Genomic DNA, 18,917 nt, shown 5'->3' on the forward strand with positions numbered 1-18,917 from the left:
AGCATCCATGGGCGTGTGAGGTTTTCCAGTCGTCGGTTCGTGGTGCACGGATGGCCTTTTTCGCGTTAACCGGGCGCCTGTCGGTGCGCTCAGTCTGCCCGGCGGACCCGCTCAGCGCCAGCGCCGCGGGCCGCCCGACCGCATCGGCGCGACTGCCGGCCAGTATTCCACAGATTCGCGCTGCAATTTCGGCGCCAGTTCTGCCGTTCCGCACTATTGGCCACAGAATTTATGCAGGAACTTTCGCGACATCCAGCAGCCTTACTTATGAGCGGTGAGGCAATTCGCCGCACGCATCGACAATGCGACGAAACGAGGGTCCACGCAGGGGAGAAAACCGCCATGATCGAACTCATACCCGACCTCCCGCCCGGCGTCCTGGGCCTGACCGCCTCTGGCCAGGTCACCGCCGAGGACTACGAAACCGTCGTCATCCCCGCCGTCGAAGCGGCGCTCAAGGCGCACGACAAGATCCGCCTCCTGTACCACATCGGCCCCGAATGGACCGGCTTCACCGCCGGCGCGATGTGGGACGACGCCAAGGTCGGCCTCGCGCACCGGGCCGCCTGGGAAAAGGTCGCCGTCGTCACCGATGCGCCGTGGATACACGCCGGGGTGAAGTATTTCGGATTCACGATTCCCGGGGAGGTGCGGTTGTTCGGGAATGATGCGTTGGGGGAGGCGAAGGCGTGGGTGGCGGGGTAAGGCGATATCGGGATGAGGTGTGGTGCAATAAGGCTAGACCTGACACCGTCCGTGCGCTGTATTTTTCTTTAGGATTCACTGTATGCCCAGCATCCTTGTCAAAAATACAACGAATCAAAATTTGCAATGGCGGAATATTACATTTCCTGCAAATAGTGAAATTCCAGTTGATGTCATTTTGTTTGATAAGTTGATCAATGAGTTTGTCCCTATTTACGGAAAATGTGGCTTGACTTGGGATGAAAATAAATTGTAACTACTCAGCTAATTCTCAGAGATCGCCAGAGCAAAAGCCGGTAGCTTGCGATCGAATACTAGGCGCAACGCCTCCGAAGCCGTGACCCCCTGCTTTCGGCAGGTCGATAGATATCCCCGTATGCGGCAAAACATCGCGGCACCCTCCAGGCTGCGGAAGCAGCCGGAGATCTTCTGCTGCACTTTGGTCATACGGATATCGTTCTCCGCCTGATTGTTCGTGAACGGCACATTGACGTCCACCATGAAACGCAGCACATCGTCTTCATAGGCCATCAGACGCTCCAGCAGATTGCGGGCCTTGCTCCGCTTGATCCGCCCCCGAGGCTTGTTGTCGGGTGGTTTTTCCGGCTCAGGGCATTCCAGTTGCCCCGCCTCGAGCACATCTCGGTAGCGCTGCCGGTAAGCATTGGCCTCGGTCAGCGGCAGGATGCCGCCAGCGTTCTCGACGGCCTGATGAATCTCTCTGAGCAGCTTGCCCATCGCTTCCGCCCATTGTTGTCCGTCCTGCTCGAATGCTCGTTCCAGTTCGCGCAGGTGGTGGGCATTGCACAGGGCATGGGTGCAGTCCCGATAACGGTAATAGGGTTTCCAATGGTCATGACACAGCACACCGCGGAACCGTGGCAGGATCCCGATCGCGTCCATCGCCTCCTGGCCTCGCTTACTGTGGACCTGATAATGCGTCCAATCAGCATTGGACAGAGCATGCAGCCAATGGCGTTTGCCATCAATGTTGACCCCGGTCTCGTCGGCATGAGCGGACACGGCTTTGGCCAATGCCGTTTTGCTGATCGCCTCAAAGGCCGCCAGGCGGGTAAATGCCTCGCGATTGAAGTTCACCAGTGAACCATCGCTCAAAGGGATGCCCAACTGATCGGCAAAGTAATCCTGGATCCGCTTGTAGGGCAAGAGCTGATATTGGGACAGATAGACGGCATGGGCCTTGAGGCCGGAACCATACTGCACCTTCTTATCCACCCCTTCCGGGAATGAAGCCACAAAACGTTGGCCTGATTCATTCTCCAGGATCTGCGCCCGATACTCGGTCACGATCCGGCTGATGTCGATATCAAAAACCTGGCGAGTCTCGAAACCCGCCTCGGTATAGCAGCCTTTCGGCAAGCGACGACGATCGATCTTGAGGACCTCGATCTCATCGGGATGCTCGACCGGGCGCAAGGTCTTGCCCACGTGCCCCGGCTGGCCACCGGAAGGTCGGCTTGAGCGCACACGCTGGCTGCGTGGCCGATTGGGATCCGATGCCGGCGGCTGACTGCTGTTGCGGCTATTGAGCCCGAGACGGTTGAGTAACACGACGAACAACATGAGCATCATCTCGATACTGGCGCGGAGTGCCGGAGATAGGTCTTTCTCCTGCTCCAGTTGCGCCCTGACCTGTGCCAGGGTGATCTCGATATCGACGCCGTCGATCCGCACGCAAGACTGCTCCAAAGAAGTAATGAAGCTATTATCTCACGGGTTTTGAAGTGCCAATTTTCTCGTTTGTAAGGCGATCTGGCGGCGTAAAATAATTGACTGACGGTGGGGCAGTGCCTCGCGTGATGTCGCAAGGAAGACTACGCCTCTGTCGCTTTCGGAGACCAATAATCGCACTCGTTACAGCGCCGCCATATTTTCAAAAAAACTACCAAAAACCCTGTCAAGTACTTTTTGTAATTATTTTCACTGAGTAGTTACAATAAATTTAAGAATGAATTGAAAAAAATACATCCACCTGAAAAATTACGATTGCTTAAGAATGTTGGTCAATGGCTAAAAGACAACGTGTTGGCGACTCTTATTGTAGCTGTAATTACAATCATCCTTAGCTACTATATGCCCAAGTGGTTATAGGTGGCACAAGATAAAATGCACTAATTCATGCCGGCAAACAAGGCGGTGTGGTTATGACCATATCCAGAGAATCGGGGTCAGGTTCAGATTTGTAGTATTTGGTCGGCGTCCGGGCGAAGCCTGCTTGGGCGGCGTCCTGTCACCCGACCCCACGTCGGCGCGCACGGGCGAGGCAAGGCGTAACCGGGTATCAAGATCAAAGGCGAAGCCGCTTCGCGACGGTGACGCGCTGCGCTTGTGTCTTTTCCTACTCTCTTATCGCCGTGCCTCGCGGGGATGCGGCTGGACGGGCTCGGCCCGGAGGACTCGGGCCGAGCAGTCTGCGCCCGGATGGCGCTTGGCTGCGACCCCGGCCGGCCGTATTCACGCGAGGTTGCCCGTAGGGTCAAGGCGATCCGGGGCGAATTTCTTGGTAACTTTCTTTGTTCGTCCAAAGAAAGTTACTCGCACGCCCGCACCTGAGCCATTAAAAAAGCTGTTGTTGAAAGCGTGTGAAAGCACGCCGCCATTTCCGCTAGTGCCTGACGCGAAGTCGCCAAAAGTCACAGGGAGCGACTATCCTGCAAGCCCCGGCGGGGTGAGGCGCAGGGATGCGCCGAGCAATGTGATTCGTACGTCCTCACCAAAACCAATTTAGAACGCCATTGCGCAAGGCGTGTGAAATGGCGCCACCGTCCAACTAATCTCTCCCGCGCAGAAAGCATAAGTCTCACAATCGTGCATGGTTGCAAGACCGGCCCCATCCCCCCTCGTTCAAGTAGTTGCCGGGCAGTGGGTAAGCGCTGGAAGGTGATGCTCCCCCTCGGTTTGTCGGGTTGCGCTATTAATGGATTGCGTTATTATCGCTAATAACGACATACGTTAATGTCCGCCAAGCCGATCCGATGCTCAAAAGCTACCGTTGCAAGGAAACAGAGAAGATTGGGAATCGCCAACACTCGAAGCGGTTTCCCGTCGATATACAGCGAAGAGCCAAGATGCGGCTTGATCGGATCGATGCGGCGGCGAGCCTGGAAGACCTGAAGACGCCCCCCTCTCATAGGTTGGAAGCTCTCTCAGGCGACAGGCAAGGCCAGCATAGCATCCGGATCAACGAGCAATGGCGAATCTGCTTTGTGTGGTGGGACGGTAACGCCTATGACGTGGAGATCGTGGATTACCATTAACGCAGCTCCGGTTAGAGAGGGGCAATACATGAGTGAGGACATGATGAACGCACAGAGAATCGCCCCCATTCATCCGGGGGAGCATCTGGCTGAATACCTTGAAGACTATGGTTTGAGCCAGTACCGCTTGGCGATGGCGATCCATGTGCCGCCGCGCCGCATCAATGAAATCGTGCTGGGTAAACGCGGCATCACGGCTGATACAGCCCTCCGACTGGCTCGGTTCTTTGGAACCAGCGCGCAGTACTGGATGGCCCTGCAAGACAAGTACGAGCTTGAAACTGCGCAGGATCAGCTCGGTGACGCGTTGGAAAGAGACATCGTGTGTCACGCGTGACCGCGCGGAATCGCAGGCGCTGACAAGAATTGCAGAGTCTGATCCTCTCATCTGCCTTGTCTATTTTTTTGCAGGCTCTTGATTCTCGCGAGTGTTTTCGATTGAGGTTTCGGGCGCGAAATCAGTTTTCCATGATTGATTTGGCCTAGCGACGCGCCCGCCCTGGTTTCTTTGCTCGCCCAAAGAAACCAGGGAAAGAAATGCGCCCGAAACGCCTTGGCCCTGAGGGCAGACCTCGCCCGCACACGCCGCCGAGGGGCGCAGCTGGCATTCGCCGTCCGGGCGAAGCCTGCTCGGGCGGCGTCCTGCCGCCCGAGCCCACGTCGGCGCGCACGGTCGAGGCAAGGCGTAACGGGAATAAAAAATATAAGCGAAGCCGCTACGCGCCAGTGACGTACTTCGCTTGTCTTTATTCTATCTATATCTTTATCGCATTGTCTCGCGGGGATGCGGCTGGACGGGGTCGGCCCGGAGGTTCACGGCATTAATCTTCCCACGGATTGAGGATGGTCGCGCCGGTGGGCTCGAAATCGGCCACGTTGTGAGTTACCACGGCCATGCCATGCACGAGGGCCGTCGCCGCGATGAGTGCGTCTCGCTCGCTACGTTTGTCGGGAACGTGCAGTCGGGCACAGCGTTGCGCCACGGCTGTATCGACAGGCAATGTCCGTCCGGAGAACTCCGGCAGTACGTGCTGATCCAGCCACGTGCGAAGCACGGCTCCCTGAGTGGCATCCTTGCGCTCAATCGACAGGACACCCAGTTCCAGTTCCATGATGGTGATGGCGGACACAAAAAGATCGGCGGCATCGACGTTTTCAACCCATGCCGCAAGATTCGGGTCTGCTTTGCCGCCCCGAATCTTGCGCAGTTCCGACACCACGTTGGTGTCGAGAACGTACATCATGCGAAATCGGCCGGCTTTGTCTCGATGGTCATACGCGGCGGTTCAAAATCGATGTCTGCTATCCCCGGCATGGCCAGCGCATCGGCAATATTACGATGTTGCCTTGTAAGCCGCTGGTATTCCTCGAAGCTCAACAGTACATGCGCGGGCTTGCCGCGATCCGTGATGAACACGGGTCCAATCTTGGTTGCTTTCTTAGCGCGACTTATGTCTTGGTTGAGTTCCCGGCTGGAAAGGGTTGTGATCGTCAAGATGCACCTCCGTAAAGGCCATATGTAGTTAAGTTACTACATGCCTATTTGGATGTCTATGGGCTGTTGAGCATGCTTATCGTGCAGCTCCGGCAAGGTGAAGTGCTGGGATGGCCGTGAAAAGCCATTCGCGCGCTGGCAACCAAATCCAGTAAGAAATCCGCAGCTTAAGGCGTATGAAACCATCCGCCGTTTCCCACTGTGGTCCCGGCAGTCATGCGCGTAATGCGATGCAAGGCCGTTACGCCTTCGGCAGAATCATCTTGCTCTGTAATTGGCTCAGGATTTGAGTCGATTAAGTACGTTATCCGGCTCACAAAATTGCAGTGCTGTCCTGCAGAAATGTTCCAGCCTTTGCAGCAGCCCCCCTTAAACCGCCAACGCCTCCCCCTTCACCGACGCCTGTAGCAACCGGGCGATATGCACCGGTCTCCGGTCGGTGGCTTCGGCGATCTGGTGACGGCATGAGAAGCCGTTGGCGACGATGGCGGCCTGCGGCTGCTCGCGCAGGGCCGGCAGCAAGCTCAGCTCGGCCATGGCGAGGGAGTCTTCCACGTGTTCGGCCTCCAGGCCAAAGCTGCCGGCCATGCCGCAGCAGGAGGTTTCCACGAGCTCGAAGCGGAACTCGGGGATCATTTTCAGAACTTTGCGCATGGACTTCATCGCGCCCACCGCCTTTTGGTGGCAATGGCCGTGGATCATCGTGGGTGCGGCTTGTTCGGGGATGGGCTTCAGGTCGAGGGTCATTTTCTTGGCCGTGACCTCGCGGGCGACGAACTCCTCGAAGAGGATCGCCTGTCCGGCGACCTGGTCGGCGATCTCGCCGAGGCCGAGGAACTTGTAGTCGTCGCGTATGGCCAGCAGGCAGGCGGGCTCCAGGCCGATCACCGGCATGCCGGCCTCGGCGTAGGGGGCCAGCGCCGCGAGTACGCGACGGGCGTTGGCCTTGGCGCCGTCGAGCAGGCCGTGGGCGAGCTGGGTGCGTCCGCAGCACAGGGGGGTGGGCTGGCCGTCCCGGGCCACGTGCACCCGGTATCCGGCGCGTTGCAGCACGTCGATGGCGGCATGCGCGTTGGCGGGATCGAAGTGGTGAGTGAAGGTGTCCACGAACAGCACCACGGCCCTGCCGTCGGCATTGTCCGGAGGCGAGGTCTCCTGCGCGGGCTGCCGGGATTGGAAGAAGGGGTTTGCCTGCGGCAGCGGGAGCTGGCGCTGCCGGGCGATGCCCAGTAGGTCGTCGCCCAGGCGTGCCAGCAGCGGCAGGCGGTTGCGCAGGGCGATCAACGAACGCAGTGGGTAGCGCGCCAGCAGATCGGGCAGGTTGGCGAACAGCCGGGTGCGCAGGGGAATCGCGTGGCGCGCATGGCGCTGGGCCAGATACTCGATCTTGATCATGGCCATGTCGACTTCGTTTTCGCACTCGCGCTTGCAGCCCTTGCAGGAGAGGCACAGATCCATGGCCTCGGCCAGTTCCCGTTCGTCGAAGGCTGCGAGGACATCGTCGCTGTTCAGCGCGGCCTTGAGCAGCCGCACCCGGCCGCCGGTGGAGAGCAGCGGGTTGTCGCTGACCCGAAAGCTGGGGCACATGACGCCCTTGGGCTTTTCCTCGCAATGGCGGCTGTTGATGCATACGGCGACGGCCTTGGCGAAATCGCCGCCTGTTTTGGGGATGTCCGCATAGGCATCGCCCACGCCGGCGTTTTCGTAGCTGGACCAGTCGAGCAGATTTTTCATGGGCGGGGTTGTCATTCGCCGTGGCCGGAAAGCAGGTTGTCGATCTCGCACATGAGGTATTCGTTGTCGCCGACGTTGCGCGCCACTTCGATGATGTCTGCGTAGCTGTGGTTGTGCAGGTCGAAGCTGAGCTTGTCGACGCGGCTCTTGTCGTAGAGCAGCTCCAGCAGCAGGATCACCCGCGGCGGATGGTCGCCGGTATCCGCAGCGATCCGAATCTTGGATACGACGCGCAGGTGCGCATCGATCTGGTTGATGAAATGCAGGGCGGAGAGTTCGTCGATCTCCTGCTGAGTGAACATGTGCATGGGTGTCTCGGAATTCCTGACGATATCGGCCGCGCCACGGCCAGCGGACGGGCAGCATCGCGCCGCGCCGTTGCCTGGGAACGGCCGGCGGCGATGGTCGGCTGCGGGCACGATGCGCCTAGACCGCCTGCAGCAGGCGGGGCTCGGTGTTGATCGCGCCGGCGCGGCCCCAGGCGGTGATCGCCTCGACGAACCAGCGCGAGTCGGTGGGGTGCGGGCGCAGCACGTCGCACTCGGCATACAGGCTGCCGTCGGCGTTGACCACCAGCTCGCCGCAGCGGTAGCCCTCGGCGTTACGCCACTCCATTACCAGCGCCATCGAGCCGTCGGCCGGGTCGCGGCGCAGGGAGGGGGTGCCGGCCTCCCAGGCCGGGGCGAAGAAACCCAGCGATCCCAGGCGGCCGGCGGCGCGTTCCAGCTCCCGCAACACCTCGATGCCGAGGGGGCGCAGCGCTTCCAGCCGCCGATCGAGCTCGCTGAGCATCACCAGATCTCCGAGGGCACCAGCAGCCGTTCGACCGGCTTGCCACCGAGCAGGTGGCTGTCGATGATCTCGGCCACGTCTTCCTTCTTCAGCCCGCCGTACATCATGCCCTCGGGATAGACCAGCAGGTTGGGGCCGGAATCGCACGGGCCGAGGCAGCCGGTGCCGGTCACCTGAATCCCCTGGGCCGCCAGCTCGCGGCTCTGCGACTGGGACAACAGTTCGTCGAACACGGCCTGGCAGCCCTTGGCGCCGCAGGAGCCGCGGGGATGGCCCGGTGGACGGGACTGTACGCAGACGAATACGTGTTTGGCGGGTCTTGGCATGGCACTCACTCCGGAACGGGATGGATTTCGCAGGCAAACTCGATGGCAATCGGAGAGCAAGCGACGTGCCACAGCTAAGCGATTGATTTTCGGTGGAGCGGGCGGAGCGGGTCTGTAGCAAACGGAACAATCGACCCGGCGAGCGGGGTAAACGGACCAACGCGGATGGCGTTGTGGGCGGGGGCCCTGAAAGGGGCGCCGAGCATCGGTCGATGCTCGGCGCCAGGGTGTGGCGCAGAACTAGAAGCTTGCGGTGACCGTCAGATAGAGGCTTCTCGGCGCACCGGGGTTGGCGATGATGTACCCGGTGGAGGTGGTGCCGAAGTACCCGCCGCTGGAGATGTATTCCGTGGAATTGTATTTCTTGTCCAGCAGATTCAGGACGCGGAGGGAAACGGTCGCGTACTTGAGCCCGGGAATCAGGTGATTGAAAACCCGGGTGTCATCGGAAATCGACAGATTCACGAGGTTATAGGCCGGGGTTTGCTGGTTCGTCGGCGCGCCGTTGTTGTTGTCCCACAAATAACTGTGGCCCGTGTACTGATCCCACAGCGTGGTGGTGATCGCCGAGGTCGAGAGATACCACTTGTAGCTGGCGCCGGCGTTGAACGTGGTCGAGGGCGAATTCGAGACCGGGTAGCCGTTGTAATAGGTATTGTTGGTGGTCGAGAAGAACGAATCCCAGTTGCTCTTGAGCCAGCCGAAATTGGCAAAACCGGACCAGTGCGTATCGAGGTCGCCGGAAAATTGCGCATCCACGCCCTGCAGGGTCGCGGCACCGTAGCCGAAGGTGGTGACCGGGCTGCCGGCGATGTTACGCGGGATGGTCTGATGATCCATCTTGGTGTGGAAATATTCGAGCGACGCCGTCATCCGCTTGAGCCCGAGAACGTGCTCGCCCGCAAAACGCCAGCCCAGGTCGTACGTCGCCGCCCTGACGGGCTGCAGGGTGCTGATGTCGATCGGGTAATTGTCGTAATTTCCCGCCGTGGGGTTCTGGTAGGCAATGCCGTAATTGGCGAATACCGCCATGCCCTTCGAAAGCTTCCAGTTGATGCCGATGGAGGGTTCGGTCTTGAGGAAATTGCTGGAAGCGTTCGGGTTGGTGTCGTAGCTGAAGTTGGGGTCGGTGGGCACGCCGTTCGGATAGAGGTGGAGCGTTTCGGTGTAGCTGTTGTTCACCCAGTCCGTCTGGAAGCCGTTCACGCTGATGCCCGGCACGATCTTGAGCGAGGGCGTGAGCTTGATGGCATCCTGAATGAATGCGGAGGAATAGGTGCTGTAGGTCGTGTTGAAATAAACCGCGGCGGGATTGTAATTGTGATAACCCAGGGTTGGCGCGTACCCCAGATAATTGCTGCGAGCCTTGGCCATGATCAGCCAGCCGCCGAAGCTGACCAGGTTGGTGTCGCCGATGGCTTGATCGAAAACGACCTTGTCTCCCAGGTTGTAGGAATGTTCGTGGTAGTTCTCGACGTTCGTTGTCGAGCCGGCATCGTAGCCCGTGTTCACGCGGTGGTGATAAATGTTGCCGTTGCGGAACCAGATGCTGTTCGAGAGCCTGAGCGTCGGCGACAGATCCAGATGCAGATGCGACCACGCCATGTAGTCCTTGACGTAGTTGTGCTTCCACCAGACCGATTGCGGCAGCGCCGAATAGAATCCGGTCGTCTGCTGGCTGTACAGGGGGCCGCTCCCGTTCAAGCCGTCGACATGAATCTCGCTATTGGGCACGAGTGGGATCATGTTGGGACGGAGTTCGTCGTTGTTGATCGCGTAGGCGCCCGCGCTGAACGATCCGCCGGCAAAGGTTTTTTTGGTCTTCACATAGAGCTGATAGGTGTTGGACGGCCAGACGTCCGACGTCTTGCGGATCGAATGACTGCCGGCATGGGCGAGCCCGATCACGGTTGACCAGCCGTCGATTTCACCTGTGTTGTGCACGGCGGAAATCACATTGGTGTCGAAGCTGCCGCCTGACAGGCTGATCTGGGTATTGGCGTGTGCGGTCGGCTGAACGGGAATGAAATTGATGGTGCCGCCCAGGCTGTCGTACCAGTGGGTGTCGGGATTGCCTGGACCTTGTATGACATTGGTGCCCGCCATCAGGCTGCCAATGGGCACTTCAGGAGAGTGCCAGCCGGTGCCCTGGTTGAGGCTGTTCAGCGGGATGCCGTCGAGTTCGGTGGTGATGGCGTTGGTTTCCAGATCGCCGGGGATGCTGTTCCAACCGACTTTCAAGCCGCGCATCGAGATTGTGGAGCGGGAGGAAACGCTGCTGGCGTTATAACTGCTGATTTCGACGTTGGGCAGGATGCTGAGCGCCTGCATGCCGCCGGCATCGGGACCGAACAGGGAAATGCTGCTCTTGGATACGGTTTTGACCGTTTGCGTTGTGGCCAGCTTCTTTTTCTCGGTCATGACCGAGCTGTCCGAAGATCGCTCTTGAGAATTCTTCTTCACGTTGGCGTTGACGGTGCCGAGATTCATGACGCCGGCAGCGTGTGCGGCCAACGGGCAAATCAATGCGGATGCAATCGCGGCCGCGACTGCACTTCGTTTCAACGATTTCACCGGAGCTCTCCTAATATTTTTGATGTTGTTGCATGAAGACTGGCCGTTCGGAATTTAAAGGCTGACTTCAGTGTGCATCCGGGGTTAGCGGATGTCCGCGCATGGTGGACTCGGCTCCGTGAATAATTGGTAGCAGGGAAGTGAACTAATTATTTATTGACATTAACATTTGGTAATTCATAACAATTAGTTATTGATATTGAGTCGATAAGTAATTAGCAGTTGGGTTTGATGTGCAAGCGAAATTAATCACTAATTATCCGGCAATGAGCTGCGCGGCAAGTAGACGGTATGAGTCTCGGGCGCATGCGCGCTGACCTGCAGCGCTTCCTCGACGCCCAGACCGGGATCTACGACGCGGCGCTGGCCGAGCTGCGGCACGGCCGGAAGACGGGACACTGGATGTGGTTCGTGTTCCCTCAGGTCGTGGGGCTGGGTGCGAGCGTGACGAGCGTGCGCTATGCCATCCGCGATCTTGCCGAGGCCGAGGCGTAGCTGGCTCATCCGCTGCTCGGGGTACGGCTGGTCGACTGTACCGAGGCCGTGCTGGGACATGCGGGTATTGCGGCCGAGGCTGTTTTCGGCTACCCCGACGTGCTCAAGTTCCGCTCCTGCATGACCCTGTTCGAGTGCGTCGCCGCGCCGGGGAACGTGTTCTCCCGGGCGCTGGAGAACTTCTACGCCGGGCAGCGCGACGAGCGCACGCTGGCGTTGCTCGGCGGCGAGCGGGAACGCTAGCCGCGATCAGTCGCCGGCCGTATCGGCCTCGCGCCGGTAGTCGCCGTAGGGCTTGTCGGCTGCCTGCATGCATTGCGCCTGTTGCTCCTGGGAGGGCATGTTCAGGCAGCGGTTGCGCTGGTAGGCCTGCCCGCTGCCGTAGAGCTGCTCGGGCGTGCAGGCGGAGCACAGGGCGAGCAGCGCGATGGCGAGGGCGGCGGTCAGGGATTTGTGTATGGTGAGTTTCCAGCGGGAGTGTCGGTGTGGGCCGGGGGGAAAGGCCGCGTTCCGCTAGCGGACTTTACGCCCGGGCGCGGTGCTTGGCGAATGCCGCCCCGCGCTACCGCGCGCGCCGCATCCGCGACATACTAATCCGGCGATAAGACAAGGGAATGCCGCACCGTCATGAAGCCGAATGCCCGCCTCTCGTCCACGGCCGATGCCGTTCTCGGCTCGCCGGCGTGCGATCTGGCGCGGTCGCGCGTGATGGGCGCCGATTCCGGAGGGGGCGGACCCGAACTGCCGCCGCTGCATGTGCGCCGCTACGGCGAGGCGGGTCCGGTGGTGTTCGTCCTGCACGGCGGCCCGGCCGCGGCCGGGAACGCGGCGCCGATCGCCCGCGGCCTGTCGGAGTCGTTCCGCGCGATCGAGCCGTTCCAGCGCGGCAGCGGGGACGAGCCGCTGACGGTGGCGCGGCACGTGGCGGATCTGGACGCGCTGGTGCGTGCGACGGATTCGCCGGGCAGGCCGGTCGTGGTCGGGGAGTCCTGGGGCGCGATGCTCGCGCTCGCCTATGCGGCCGCCCATCCCGAGGCATTGAGTGCGGTGGTGCTCGTGGGCTGCGGCACCTTCGACCCGGCTTCCCGCGCACGCATGCACGAGCTCATCGCGCAGCGTCGCGCGGCAGCGCGCGATGCGTACGATTACGATGCCGAGCCGGCCGAAGATCTGGCGCTGCCCTTCGACGAGCGGGCGCACAGCGAGACCTGGAACGATATGCTGGAGGCGCAGGCGCGCGGCGTCTACCCGGCTGCGTTCGCCGCCATCGATCTGCCGGTACTGATGATCCACGGGGCGTACGATCCCCATCCGGGCCAAATGATCCACCGGGTGCTCGCGCAGTACATGCCCAGGATCGAATATCACGAACTGACGGACTGCGGGCATAGTCCGTGGCTCGAAAGACACGCCAGGGCGGCGTTTTTCGCGAAACTGTCGGTGTGGTTGGGCGAACAGTTCGGCATTCCGGTGATCGAGCGGTAGCCGATCGATGATTTCGGCCTGCGCGCGCATTCCGCGAAATGCGCCGGTCAGAGAGTCGGTGCAAAATCCAGGGAAGCGGAGGCCCCGGGACACGACATGAACGACCGAATCCAGTATCTCGACCAGTTCTGGCTCAGAATCGAACAGGCAGTTCCCGCGGTCATCGCGGGTATCCTGATTTTTCTGGTGTTTCTGACGGCGGCCATTATAGCCAGAAGGCTGTTGAGGCGACTCGCCGGGCGGGTCAAGGCCGACAAGCGTCCCCTGGCCGGGCTGGCCGGCGAAACGGTGTACTACACGGGGCTGGTGATCGGTTCGATTACCGGACTCGGAACCATGGGGATCGATGTCTCCGCCCTGATCGCCGGTCTTGGGCTGAGCGGATTCGCGCTGGGGTTTGCCCTGCGCGATGCGGTATCCAACTTGATTGCCGGTATTTTGATCCTGGTGTACCAACCCTATCGATATGGCGACAAGATATCCGTGGCCGGCAACAGCGGTGTGGTTTCGGATATCAATTTCCGCTACACGGTGCTGGTGGGCGAGGATGGCAGCACGATACACGTCCCCAACGGCACCATGTTCAGCAACAGCGTCGTGGTGGCGCCGCACACCGATAAATAGAATGCATATTTATCGGCATGAAAGGCAGCGCATGAAGGTGCCAGGTCGATAGATCGATATTCGCGGACGTTCGGTCGATTTCATGGAAAACATTCAGCTCGTGCATGACGATCACCACGGGGAACTGCGCCGTTTCCCTCTGAGCCTCCTCGTCCATGATATGGCGGCGCCGGAAAACGTGGGCAGTCTGTTCCGGCTGGCCGACGCGCTCGGCGTCGAGAAACTGTACCTGACCGGCACCACGCCATTGCCGCCGAACAGGAAAATCAGAAAAACCTCCCGCGCCGCCGAAAAATACGTGCCCCACGAGTACGCGACCGACCCGCTCGCCGTGGTGGGAAAGTTGCAGGCAGATGGCTATCGCGTCGTCAGCCTGGATCTGACTACTGCGAGTCTGGACCTGGCCGTGCTGCCCGTTTCCAGCGGAGACAGGATATGCCTGGTGCTGGGTTCTGAAAATGCGGGAGTCAGTCAGGCGCTTTTGGATGCCTCCGATTTTTCCGTGCACATCCCCATGCGTGGCCTAAATTCGTCCATGAACGTGGCGATGGCCTGTGCAATCGCGGCGTACGAAATCATCGGGATGTGTGCGGACGAAACGGGAATGGATTCGGGTAAGTAACGCTGCCGGGTTCGCATTGAGCATGATTTTCCTTATGGGGTGAAACGTCGCTTGGTCTGATGCCGGCAGGTATTGAACCTGCGTGATCCACTTCCGTGCGTGCAATATCTGGCAGTGGTATTCGCAGGCATGCGCAAGATATCCTTGTCCGCCTCGCCCCCTGTGAGTGATCGCTATGAAGGTGCTGTTCTGGCTGGTCGTGGTCCTGATCACTTACGGGTCGATTTACCCACTGAATTTTGTCTCCGGCAATCCGCATCACCTGGACCTGCACGGCTTTCTCCTGACCATTTTCCAGTACTCGGGTAACGGCGATACGCTGGGCAACTTTCTTCTGTTTCTACCCATGACGCTATTTGGGCGGCTGGCCTGGCCGCGTATGAATGCTTGGGTATTGATGTGGTGGGCCCTGGTGCTGGCGGTGGGGCTGCAGATCCTGCAGTTGTGGCTGCCAAGCCGTGTGCCCAGCCTGCAGGATGCTTTTGTAAACGAAGTAGGCGCAGCAGCCGGTTTTTTGCTGGTGCGCATCCCGGGGTGGTTTTCGGCGCGTTTTCGCCTGGCGCTGAGCCATCAGGCGCGATACCCGCTGCTATTGGTCATGCTGTGGTTCGGCTATCGTCTGATGCCGTTCGTGCCTGCAATTGACTGGCAGTCCTGGAAAGACAGCCTGAAACCCTTGCTGCTGCATCCGACCTTGCCCTGGGTTCAAGTATTGCTGGCCATTTTTTCATGGACCATGGTGGCGGCCCTGTGGGAGAAAATCTGGCCGGGGCGACATGCACGCTCCCTGCTGGCCGCGCTCATTCTGGCGAGCTTTGCGGCGGAAGTGGTGATCGTTAACAACGTGCTCACCGCCACCAATGTGCTTGGCGGTGTTGTCGGTTATTTCCTGTGGCCATGGCTGAAGCGCCTTCCTGGGCGCGACGGGTTGCTGGCCGGGCTGCTCCTTTTTTCATTCGTTCTGGAAGAGCTGACCCCCTTTCAATTGCGTACCGAGGGCATAGCGTTTCACTGGGTGCCATTCTGGGGTTATCTGCATGGCAACATGTTTATCAATCTCGAAGCATTTCAGCAGAAACTATTCGTTTATGGGTGCCTGATCTGGCTGCTTGTCCAGGCTGGTACGCGTCTGTCAGCTGCAATCGCGATGACCACCCTGTCCATTTTTCTGCTGGTTGCCGCGCAGAGCCTGTTCGTCGGCCATACAGGAGATATCACGGGCGTGTTGATGGTGCTCGGCATGGGGTGGATGAAATATCTGTTCGACAAGCAGGCGTCAAGCAAGTCGTGGTCTCCAAGGCCAGAGCCAAGGGGCAATGGATGATGCGGAGTCCGCTTGGTTGATGCGGCAAGAACCTTCGATGACGCGGGCAGTCCATGGGCCATGCAGACCGAATCCTTGATCGTGCGTCCCGCACGCGAAAGCGACGTGCCTTCGATGCATGAGATCTATCGCCACTACGTCGAGACGACGATCGTTTCCTTCGAGGAAACAGCGCCTGACCTCGATGACTTCGCCGCCAGGCTTTGCAAATACCGCAACGGATGGGCCTGCGTGGTGGCGGAACTGGGCGGCAAGGTGCTCGGCTATGCCTATGGCGGCCCGCATCGAGAAAGAGCCGCTTACCGATGGTCCGTCGAGATGACGATCTATGTCGCGCCGGGCTTGCAGCGACAGGGCGTCGGCCGGGGGCTTTACCGTGTATTGCTGCCGATGCTGGCCGACGCCGGCTATTGCAACGCCTACGCCGGCATAGCCTTGCCCAACCCCGGGAGTGTCGGGCTGCACAGGGCCGTGGGCTTTACACCCATCGGCACCTTCCCTCGGGAGGGCCACAAATTCGGCCGTTGGCACGATGTCATGTGGTTCCACCTGCCGCTACGCGAGAGCCCTCCGGACTGAGCGGTGAACCATCGCTCTGTCTTTCCGATGCGACTTCCAGTTGACTGCCTATCGTGAAAATCGCGCGCGCGACAGGTGCGGCATATCGTCGCAGTTCGTCGTAATTATGGGTAAATAATGCGGCATATCGTCGCAGTTAAAGCCTGCCGCCTTCACTGCCGAGTGCGATTCGCTTAGGGTGCCACGTCCCCGGCCTGGGAATATCCGGCCATCAATCTATTTTGACGCCTGCGGAAATTATTTTTCTGTGTGGGAGGCCTGTTTTTCTCAAAAACAGTATGTCGCTCGGATTTTTTCGTTTTCATCATGCGTTCGGGTGTCTGGACTGGGTCGCGGGAAAATCCTGTATCAATGCTAGCGGGTCACGAGGGAGAAGATGGGAAATTACTCGAAGAAATCAGCAGGAAAAATTCGGCAGTCTCGTTCGCAAATTCCGGCGGCCGGGAAGGTTCTGGCGACCTCGCTGGTCGTTTCAGCGGCGGCCCTATCCGGTCGTGCCATGGCGGCAACACCCTACATATCGATACCGACCGTGACGGTCAACCAGTTCGATCTGACGAACCCGATCCTGGGTGCGCAGACGCTGGGCCCATCCCAGGTTGCAAAGTACGGCCTGAAAACCAGCAATACCGCGGATATTCTCGACGGCATTCTCGGCGGCAGCGTGTTCAAGACCGGCGGCGTATCCGGGTTTCCCGTCGTTCACGGCCTGATGGACGACCAGCTGCACGTGTCCTACGGCGGGATGCAGCTCAATTCGGCCTGCCCGAACCACATGAATCCGATCCTTTCCTATCTCTTCCCGAGCCAGGTCGGTGCGGTCACGGCCTACACCGGCATCGTGCCGGTCAGCGTGGACGGCAACAGTATCGGCGCCTCGGTCGTGGTACATCCGGCGCCGCCCAAGTTCGCCATGCCGGGCAAGACGCGGGTCAGCGGCAGCGTCGGCGGCTACTACCGCAGCAACGGTTCCGCCACGGGCGGACATCTGGCTGCGAGCATAGCCAATGATGCCTTCAGCATGAAATACAGCGGCGACGTTTCGCACGCTTCCGACTACAAGGCAGGGGGCGATTTCCATCCGTCGGGTCCGGCGGCGATGGGACGCAGTTCGATCGGCGGCGACGTGGTCGGCTCGTCCGCCTACAGCACCAGCAATCAGCAGATTCAGTTCGCCTACCGCCATGGGAGCCAACTGGCCGACCTGTCGGTGAACCTGCAGGACATTCCGTACGAGTACTATCCCAATCAGCGCATGGACATGGTGGAGAACAAGAGCACCTTGATCCATTTCAATTACCGCGACCGCTTCGACTGGGGCAACGTCAAGCTGCACCTGTACCATCAGGATATCCATCACACCATGGATTTCGGCAGCGACAAGCAGTACATGTACGGCACCACCTCAGGCATGCCGATGAAGTCGCACGGCCATATCGACGGTGCCAAGCTCGACGGCACGATTCATCTCGACAGCGCCAACCTGCTGCGTACCGGCCTGCTGTTCCATTCGTTCCGCCTCAACGACTACTGGCCGCCTTCGGGTACCGGCATGATGGCGCCGAACACCTTCGACAACATCAACGACGGTCATAGCAACCGCTACGACGCCTACGTCGAATGGCGCGGCCAGTGGTCGTCGCAGTGGAGCACGCTGATGGGCGTGCGCAGCGACACCGTCGAGCAGAATGCCGGCGAAGTGCATGGCTATAACATGATGTACAACATGCAGGCGGCGGCGTTCAATGCGCAACCGCACAAGAAGACCGACCGCAACTGGGACTGGAGCCTGCAGGCAAAATTCCAGCCGACCGCGATGCAGAAATACACCTTCGGTGTGATGCGCCAGGAGCGCTCGCCCAATCTGTATCAGCGCTATACCTGGTCCTCGATGCCGATGGTCGCGGTGATGAACAACCTGGTCGGCGACGGCAACGGCTACGTGGGCAACCTGAACCTCAAGCCCGAAGTCGCCTATACCGCTGTCCTCAGCGGCGAATGGGCCAGCATCAACCACGGACTGTGGAAAATCCGCGCCGATGCCTACCTGACCCAGATTCACGACTACATCGGCGAGCAGTGCGCGCCCGGCACCACCTGCCAGGCCGGCAAATTCAACGTGCTGCAATACGTCAACCAGCAGGCGCGCATGTCGGGTGCGGACGCGTCCGGCAAGGTGCTGCTGGCGCAGACGCGGACCGCGGGCGAATTTTTCCTGAACGGAAAGCTGAGCTACATCCATGCGCGCAATACCGAGACGCACGACGGCCTGTTCGGCATCGCGCCCTGGCAGGGCAAGGTCGAGCTTGCCCAGAACACGGCACACTGGGACAACGCGGTCGATGTGCAGTTCGTCGGCGCGAAAACGAACGTGTCCTCGATTCAGAGCGAACCGCAGACCAAGGGCTACACGATCGTCAATTTGCACGCCGCCTACAAAACCGGCAATGTGACGATCCGGGCGGGAATCGATAACGTTTTCAATCGTCTCTACTACAATCCACAAAACGGCGTGTATGTGGGTCAGGGCATGACCATGATGCTCAACGGCATCCCGGCGGGAATCACGGTCCCAGGCCCCGGTCGGTCGTTCAATATCGGCTTCGACGCACATTTCGCGTAACGCCTTCACGCGGGACCGCAAACGCGGTCCCGCGGGATGGAGGGGAGCAACCTGGCAGGACCGTCGGCCGCGGTCCTGCTTTTTTTTATGGGTATCCAAAATTAGTGGTTGAAGATGACAGGATCTTTCAACGTAAAGTGGTGCCGTATTTGGTTGAAGCGGCCAAGCTATGAATGGGTGATTGAGTTATGGACGGCTGCTTTTCATTTGGATGAGTGCGTACTTTCGACCCTGGTCGGCCAGTCGCGGATCGATGACGTG

At 59.8% G+C, this 18,917-nt stretch carries 18 protein-coding genes and 1 pseudogene; 11 read left to right on the forward strand and 8 right to left on the reverse strand.

Annotation, left to right across the window (positions count from 1 at the left end; all coding sequences use genetic code 11):
* Positions 1–342: 342 nt before the first annotated feature.
* Together BJI67_RS02250 and BJI67_RS17225 are read left to right on the forward strand one after the other, a co-directional pair.
* Positions 343–705, forward strand: a complete 363-nt coding sequence (locus BJI67_RS02250) for a SpoIIAA family protein (RefSeq protein ID WP_070071645.1) — start codon at positions 343–345, stop codon at positions 703–705.
* 82 nt (positions 706–787) lie between these two features.
* Positions 788–961, forward strand: coding sequence for a hypothetical protein (locus BJI67_RS17225; RefSeq protein ID WP_156781998.1), 174 nt, complete (start codon positions 788–790; stop codon positions 959–961).
* A gap of 8 nt (positions 962–969) precedes the next feature.
* On the opposite strand, the gene tnpC is transcribed toward BJI67_RS17225, so the two are convergent.
* Positions 970–2,400: an IS66 family transposase gene (gene tnpC / locus BJI67_RS02255; protein ID WP_070071330.1), complete on the reverse strand. Its 1,431-nt coding sequence runs from the start codon at positions 2,398–2,400 to the stop codon at positions 970–972.
* Between the two features lie 1,301 nt (positions 2,401–3,701).
* On the opposite strand from tnpC, the gene BJI67_RS02260 reads away from it, so the two are divergent.
* Together BJI67_RS02260 and BJI67_RS02265 are read left to right on the forward strand one after the other, a co-directional pair.
* Positions 3,702–3,983: a type II toxin-antitoxin system RelE/ParE family toxin gene (locus tag BJI67_RS02260; RefSeq protein ID WP_070071646.1), complete on the forward strand. Its 282-nt coding sequence runs from the start codon at positions 3,702–3,704 to the stop codon at positions 3,981–3,983.
* Between the two features lie 43 nt (positions 3,984–4,026).
* Positions 4,027–4,320, forward strand: coding sequence for a HigA family addiction module antitoxin (locus BJI67_RS02265; protein ID WP_070073893.1), 294 nt, complete (start codon positions 4,027–4,029; stop codon positions 4,318–4,320).
* A 484-nt stretch (positions 4,321–4,804) separates the two neighbouring features.
* On the opposite strand, the gene BJI67_RS02270 is transcribed toward BJI67_RS02265, so the two are convergent.
* The 7 genes from BJI67_RS02270 to BJI67_RS02300 form a co-directional block, all read right to left on the reverse strand.
* Complete coding sequence (locus tag BJI67_RS02270) at positions 4,805–5,227, reverse strand: type II toxin-antitoxin system VapC family toxin (protein ID WP_231940886.1); 423 nt, start codon at positions 5,225–5,227, stop codon at positions 4,805–4,807.
* A complete protein-coding gene (locus BJI67_RS02275; protein ID WP_070071647.1) occupies positions 5,224–5,478 on the reverse strand; it encodes a type II toxin-antitoxin system Phd/YefM family antitoxin in 255 nt (84 codons plus the stop codon). Before BJI67_RS02275 ends, BJI67_RS02270 begins: the two co-directional genes overlap by 4 nt.
* A 369-nt stretch (positions 5,479–5,847) precedes the next feature.
* Positions 5,848–7,212, reverse strand: coding sequence for a (Fe-S)-binding protein (locus BJI67_RS02280; RefSeq protein ID WP_070071648.1), 1,365 nt, complete (start codon positions 7,210–7,212; stop codon positions 5,848–5,850).
* An 11-nt stretch (positions 7,213–7,223) separates the two neighbouring features.
* Positions 7,224–7,520, reverse strand: a complete 297-nt coding sequence (locus tag BJI67_RS02285) for a hypothetical protein (protein WP_070071649.1) — start codon at positions 7,518–7,520, stop codon at positions 7,224–7,226.
* A gap of 118 nt (positions 7,521–7,638) precedes the next feature.
* Positions 7,639–8,004, reverse strand: coding sequence for a hypothetical protein (locus tag BJI67_RS02290; RefSeq protein ID WP_070071650.1), 366 nt, complete (start codon positions 8,002–8,004; stop codon positions 7,639–7,641).
* On the reverse strand, positions 8,004–8,330 hold the full coding sequence (locus tag BJI67_RS02295; protein ID WP_070071651.1) for a (2Fe-2S) ferredoxin domain-containing protein: 327 nt from the start codon (positions 8,328–8,330) through the stop codon (positions 8,004–8,006). The genes BJI67_RS02290 and BJI67_RS02295 overlap by 1 nt, the downstream gene beginning before the upstream one ends.
* A 240-nt stretch (positions 8,331–8,570) precedes the next feature.
* Complete coding sequence (locus BJI67_RS02300; protein WP_156781999.1) at positions 8,571–10,904, reverse strand: TonB-dependent receptor; 2,334 nt, start codon at positions 10,902–10,904, stop codon at positions 8,571–8,573.
* A gap of 306 nt (positions 10,905–11,210) precedes the next feature.
* On the opposite strand from BJI67_RS02300, the pseudogene BJI67_RS02305 reads away from it, so the two are divergent.
* The 7 genes and pseudogenes from BJI67_RS02305 to BJI67_RS02335 all read left to right on the forward strand — a co-directional run bounded on the left by BJI67_RS02305 (position 11,211) and on the right by BJI67_RS02335 (position 18,656).
* A pseudogene (locus tag BJI67_RS02305) lies at positions 11,211–11,642 on the forward strand (DUF1810 domain-containing protein).
* Between the two features lie 384 nt (positions 11,643–12,026).
* The gene (locus BJI67_RS02310) at positions 12,027–12,884 is read left to right on the forward strand and encodes an alpha/beta fold hydrolase (RefSeq protein WP_070071653.1); all 858 of its coding nucleotides are present in this window, start codon (positions 12,027–12,029) and stop codon (positions 12,882–12,884) included.
* Positions 12,885–12,980: 96 nt separating this feature from the next.
* Positions 12,981–13,508: a mechanosensitive ion channel family protein gene (locus BJI67_RS02315; RefSeq protein ID WP_070071654.1), complete on the forward strand. Its 528-nt coding sequence runs from the start codon at positions 12,981–12,983 to the stop codon at positions 13,506–13,508.
* Between the two features lie 82 nt (positions 13,509–13,590).
* Positions 13,591–14,130, forward strand: a complete 540-nt coding sequence (locus tag BJI67_RS02320) for a TrmH family RNA methyltransferase (protein WP_083250564.1) — start codon at positions 13,591–13,593, stop codon at positions 14,128–14,130.
* 175 nt (positions 14,131–14,305) lie between these two features.
* Positions 14,306–15,454, forward strand: a complete 1,149-nt coding sequence (locus BJI67_RS02325) for a VanZ family protein (RefSeq protein ID WP_070071655.1) — start codon at positions 14,306–14,308, stop codon at positions 15,452–15,454.
* Positions 15,455–15,466: 12 nt separating this feature from the next.
* Positions 15,467–16,033, forward strand: coding sequence for a GNAT family N-acetyltransferase (locus BJI67_RS02330; RefSeq protein ID WP_197513244.1), 567 nt, complete (start codon positions 15,467–15,469; stop codon positions 16,031–16,033).
* Positions 16,034–16,409: 376 nt separating this feature from the next.
* Positions 16,410–18,656, forward strand: a complete 2,247-nt coding sequence (locus tag BJI67_RS02335) for a TonB-dependent receptor (protein ID WP_156782000.1) — start codon at positions 16,410–16,412, stop codon at positions 18,654–18,656.
* Positions 18,657–18,917 lie beyond the last annotated feature (261 nt).

The sequence above is a fragment of the Acidihalobacter aeolianus genome (genome assembly GCF_001753165.1).
Lineage (GTDB): Bacteria > Pseudomonadota > Gammaproteobacteria > DSM-5130 > Acidihalobacteraceae > Acidihalobacter > Acidihalobacter aeolianus.

Excerpts from the sequence above, each read along its gene's own strand:
- BJI67_RS02250 (WP_070071645.1), top strand. The coding sequence starts at position 343 with ATGATCGAACTCATACCCGACCTCCCGCCCGGCGTCCTGGGCCTGACC.
- BJI67_RS17225 (WP_156781998.1), top strand. The coding sequence starts at position 788 with ATGCCCAGCATCCTTGTCAAAAATACAACGAATCAAAATTTGCAATGG.
- BJI67_RS02260 (WP_070071646.1), top strand. The coding sequence starts at position 3,702 with ATGCTCAAAAGCTACCGTTGCAAGGAAACAGAGAAGATTGGGAATCGC.
- BJI67_RS02265 (WP_070073893.1), top strand. The coding sequence starts at position 4,027 with ATGAACGCACAGAGAATCGCCCCCATTCATCCGGGGGAGCATCTGGCT.
- BJI67_RS02270 (WP_231940886.1), bottom strand. The coding sequence starts at position 5,227 with ATGATGTACGTTCTCGACACCAACGTGGTGTCGGAACTGCGCAAGATT.
- BJI67_RS02280 (WP_070071648.1), bottom strand. The coding sequence starts at position 7,212 with ATGAAAAATCTGCTCGACTGGTCCAGCTACGAAAACGCCGGCGTGGGC.
- BJI67_RS02285 (WP_070071649.1), bottom strand. The coding sequence starts at position 7,520 with ATGCACATGTTCACTCAGCAGGAGATCGACGAACTCTCCGCCCTGCAT.
- BJI67_RS02290 (WP_070071650.1), bottom strand. The coding sequence starts at position 8,004 with ATGCTCAGCGAGCTCGATCGGCGGCTGGAAGCGCTGCGCCCCCTCGGC.
- BJI67_RS02295 (WP_070071651.1), bottom strand. The coding sequence starts at position 8,330 with ATGCCAAGACCCGCCAAACACGTATTCGTCTGCGTACAGTCCCGTCCA.
- BJI67_RS02310 (WP_070071653.1), top strand. The coding sequence starts at position 12,027 with ATGAAGCCGAATGCCCGCCTCTCGTCCACGGCCGATGCCGTTCTCGGC.
- BJI67_RS02315 (WP_070071654.1), top strand. The coding sequence starts at position 12,981 with ATGAACGACCGAATCCAGTATCTCGACCAGTTCTGGCTCAGAATCGAA.
- BJI67_RS02320 (WP_083250564.1), top strand. The coding sequence starts at position 13,591 with ATGGAAAACATTCAGCTCGTGCATGACGATCACCACGGGGAACTGCGC.
- BJI67_RS02325 (WP_070071655.1), top strand. The coding sequence starts at position 14,306 with ATGAAGGTGCTGTTCTGGCTGGTCGTGGTCCTGATCACTTACGGGTCG.
- BJI67_RS02335 (WP_156782000.1), top strand. The coding sequence starts at position 16,410 with ATGGGAAATTACTCGAAGAAATCAGCAGGAAAAATTCGGCAGTCTCGT.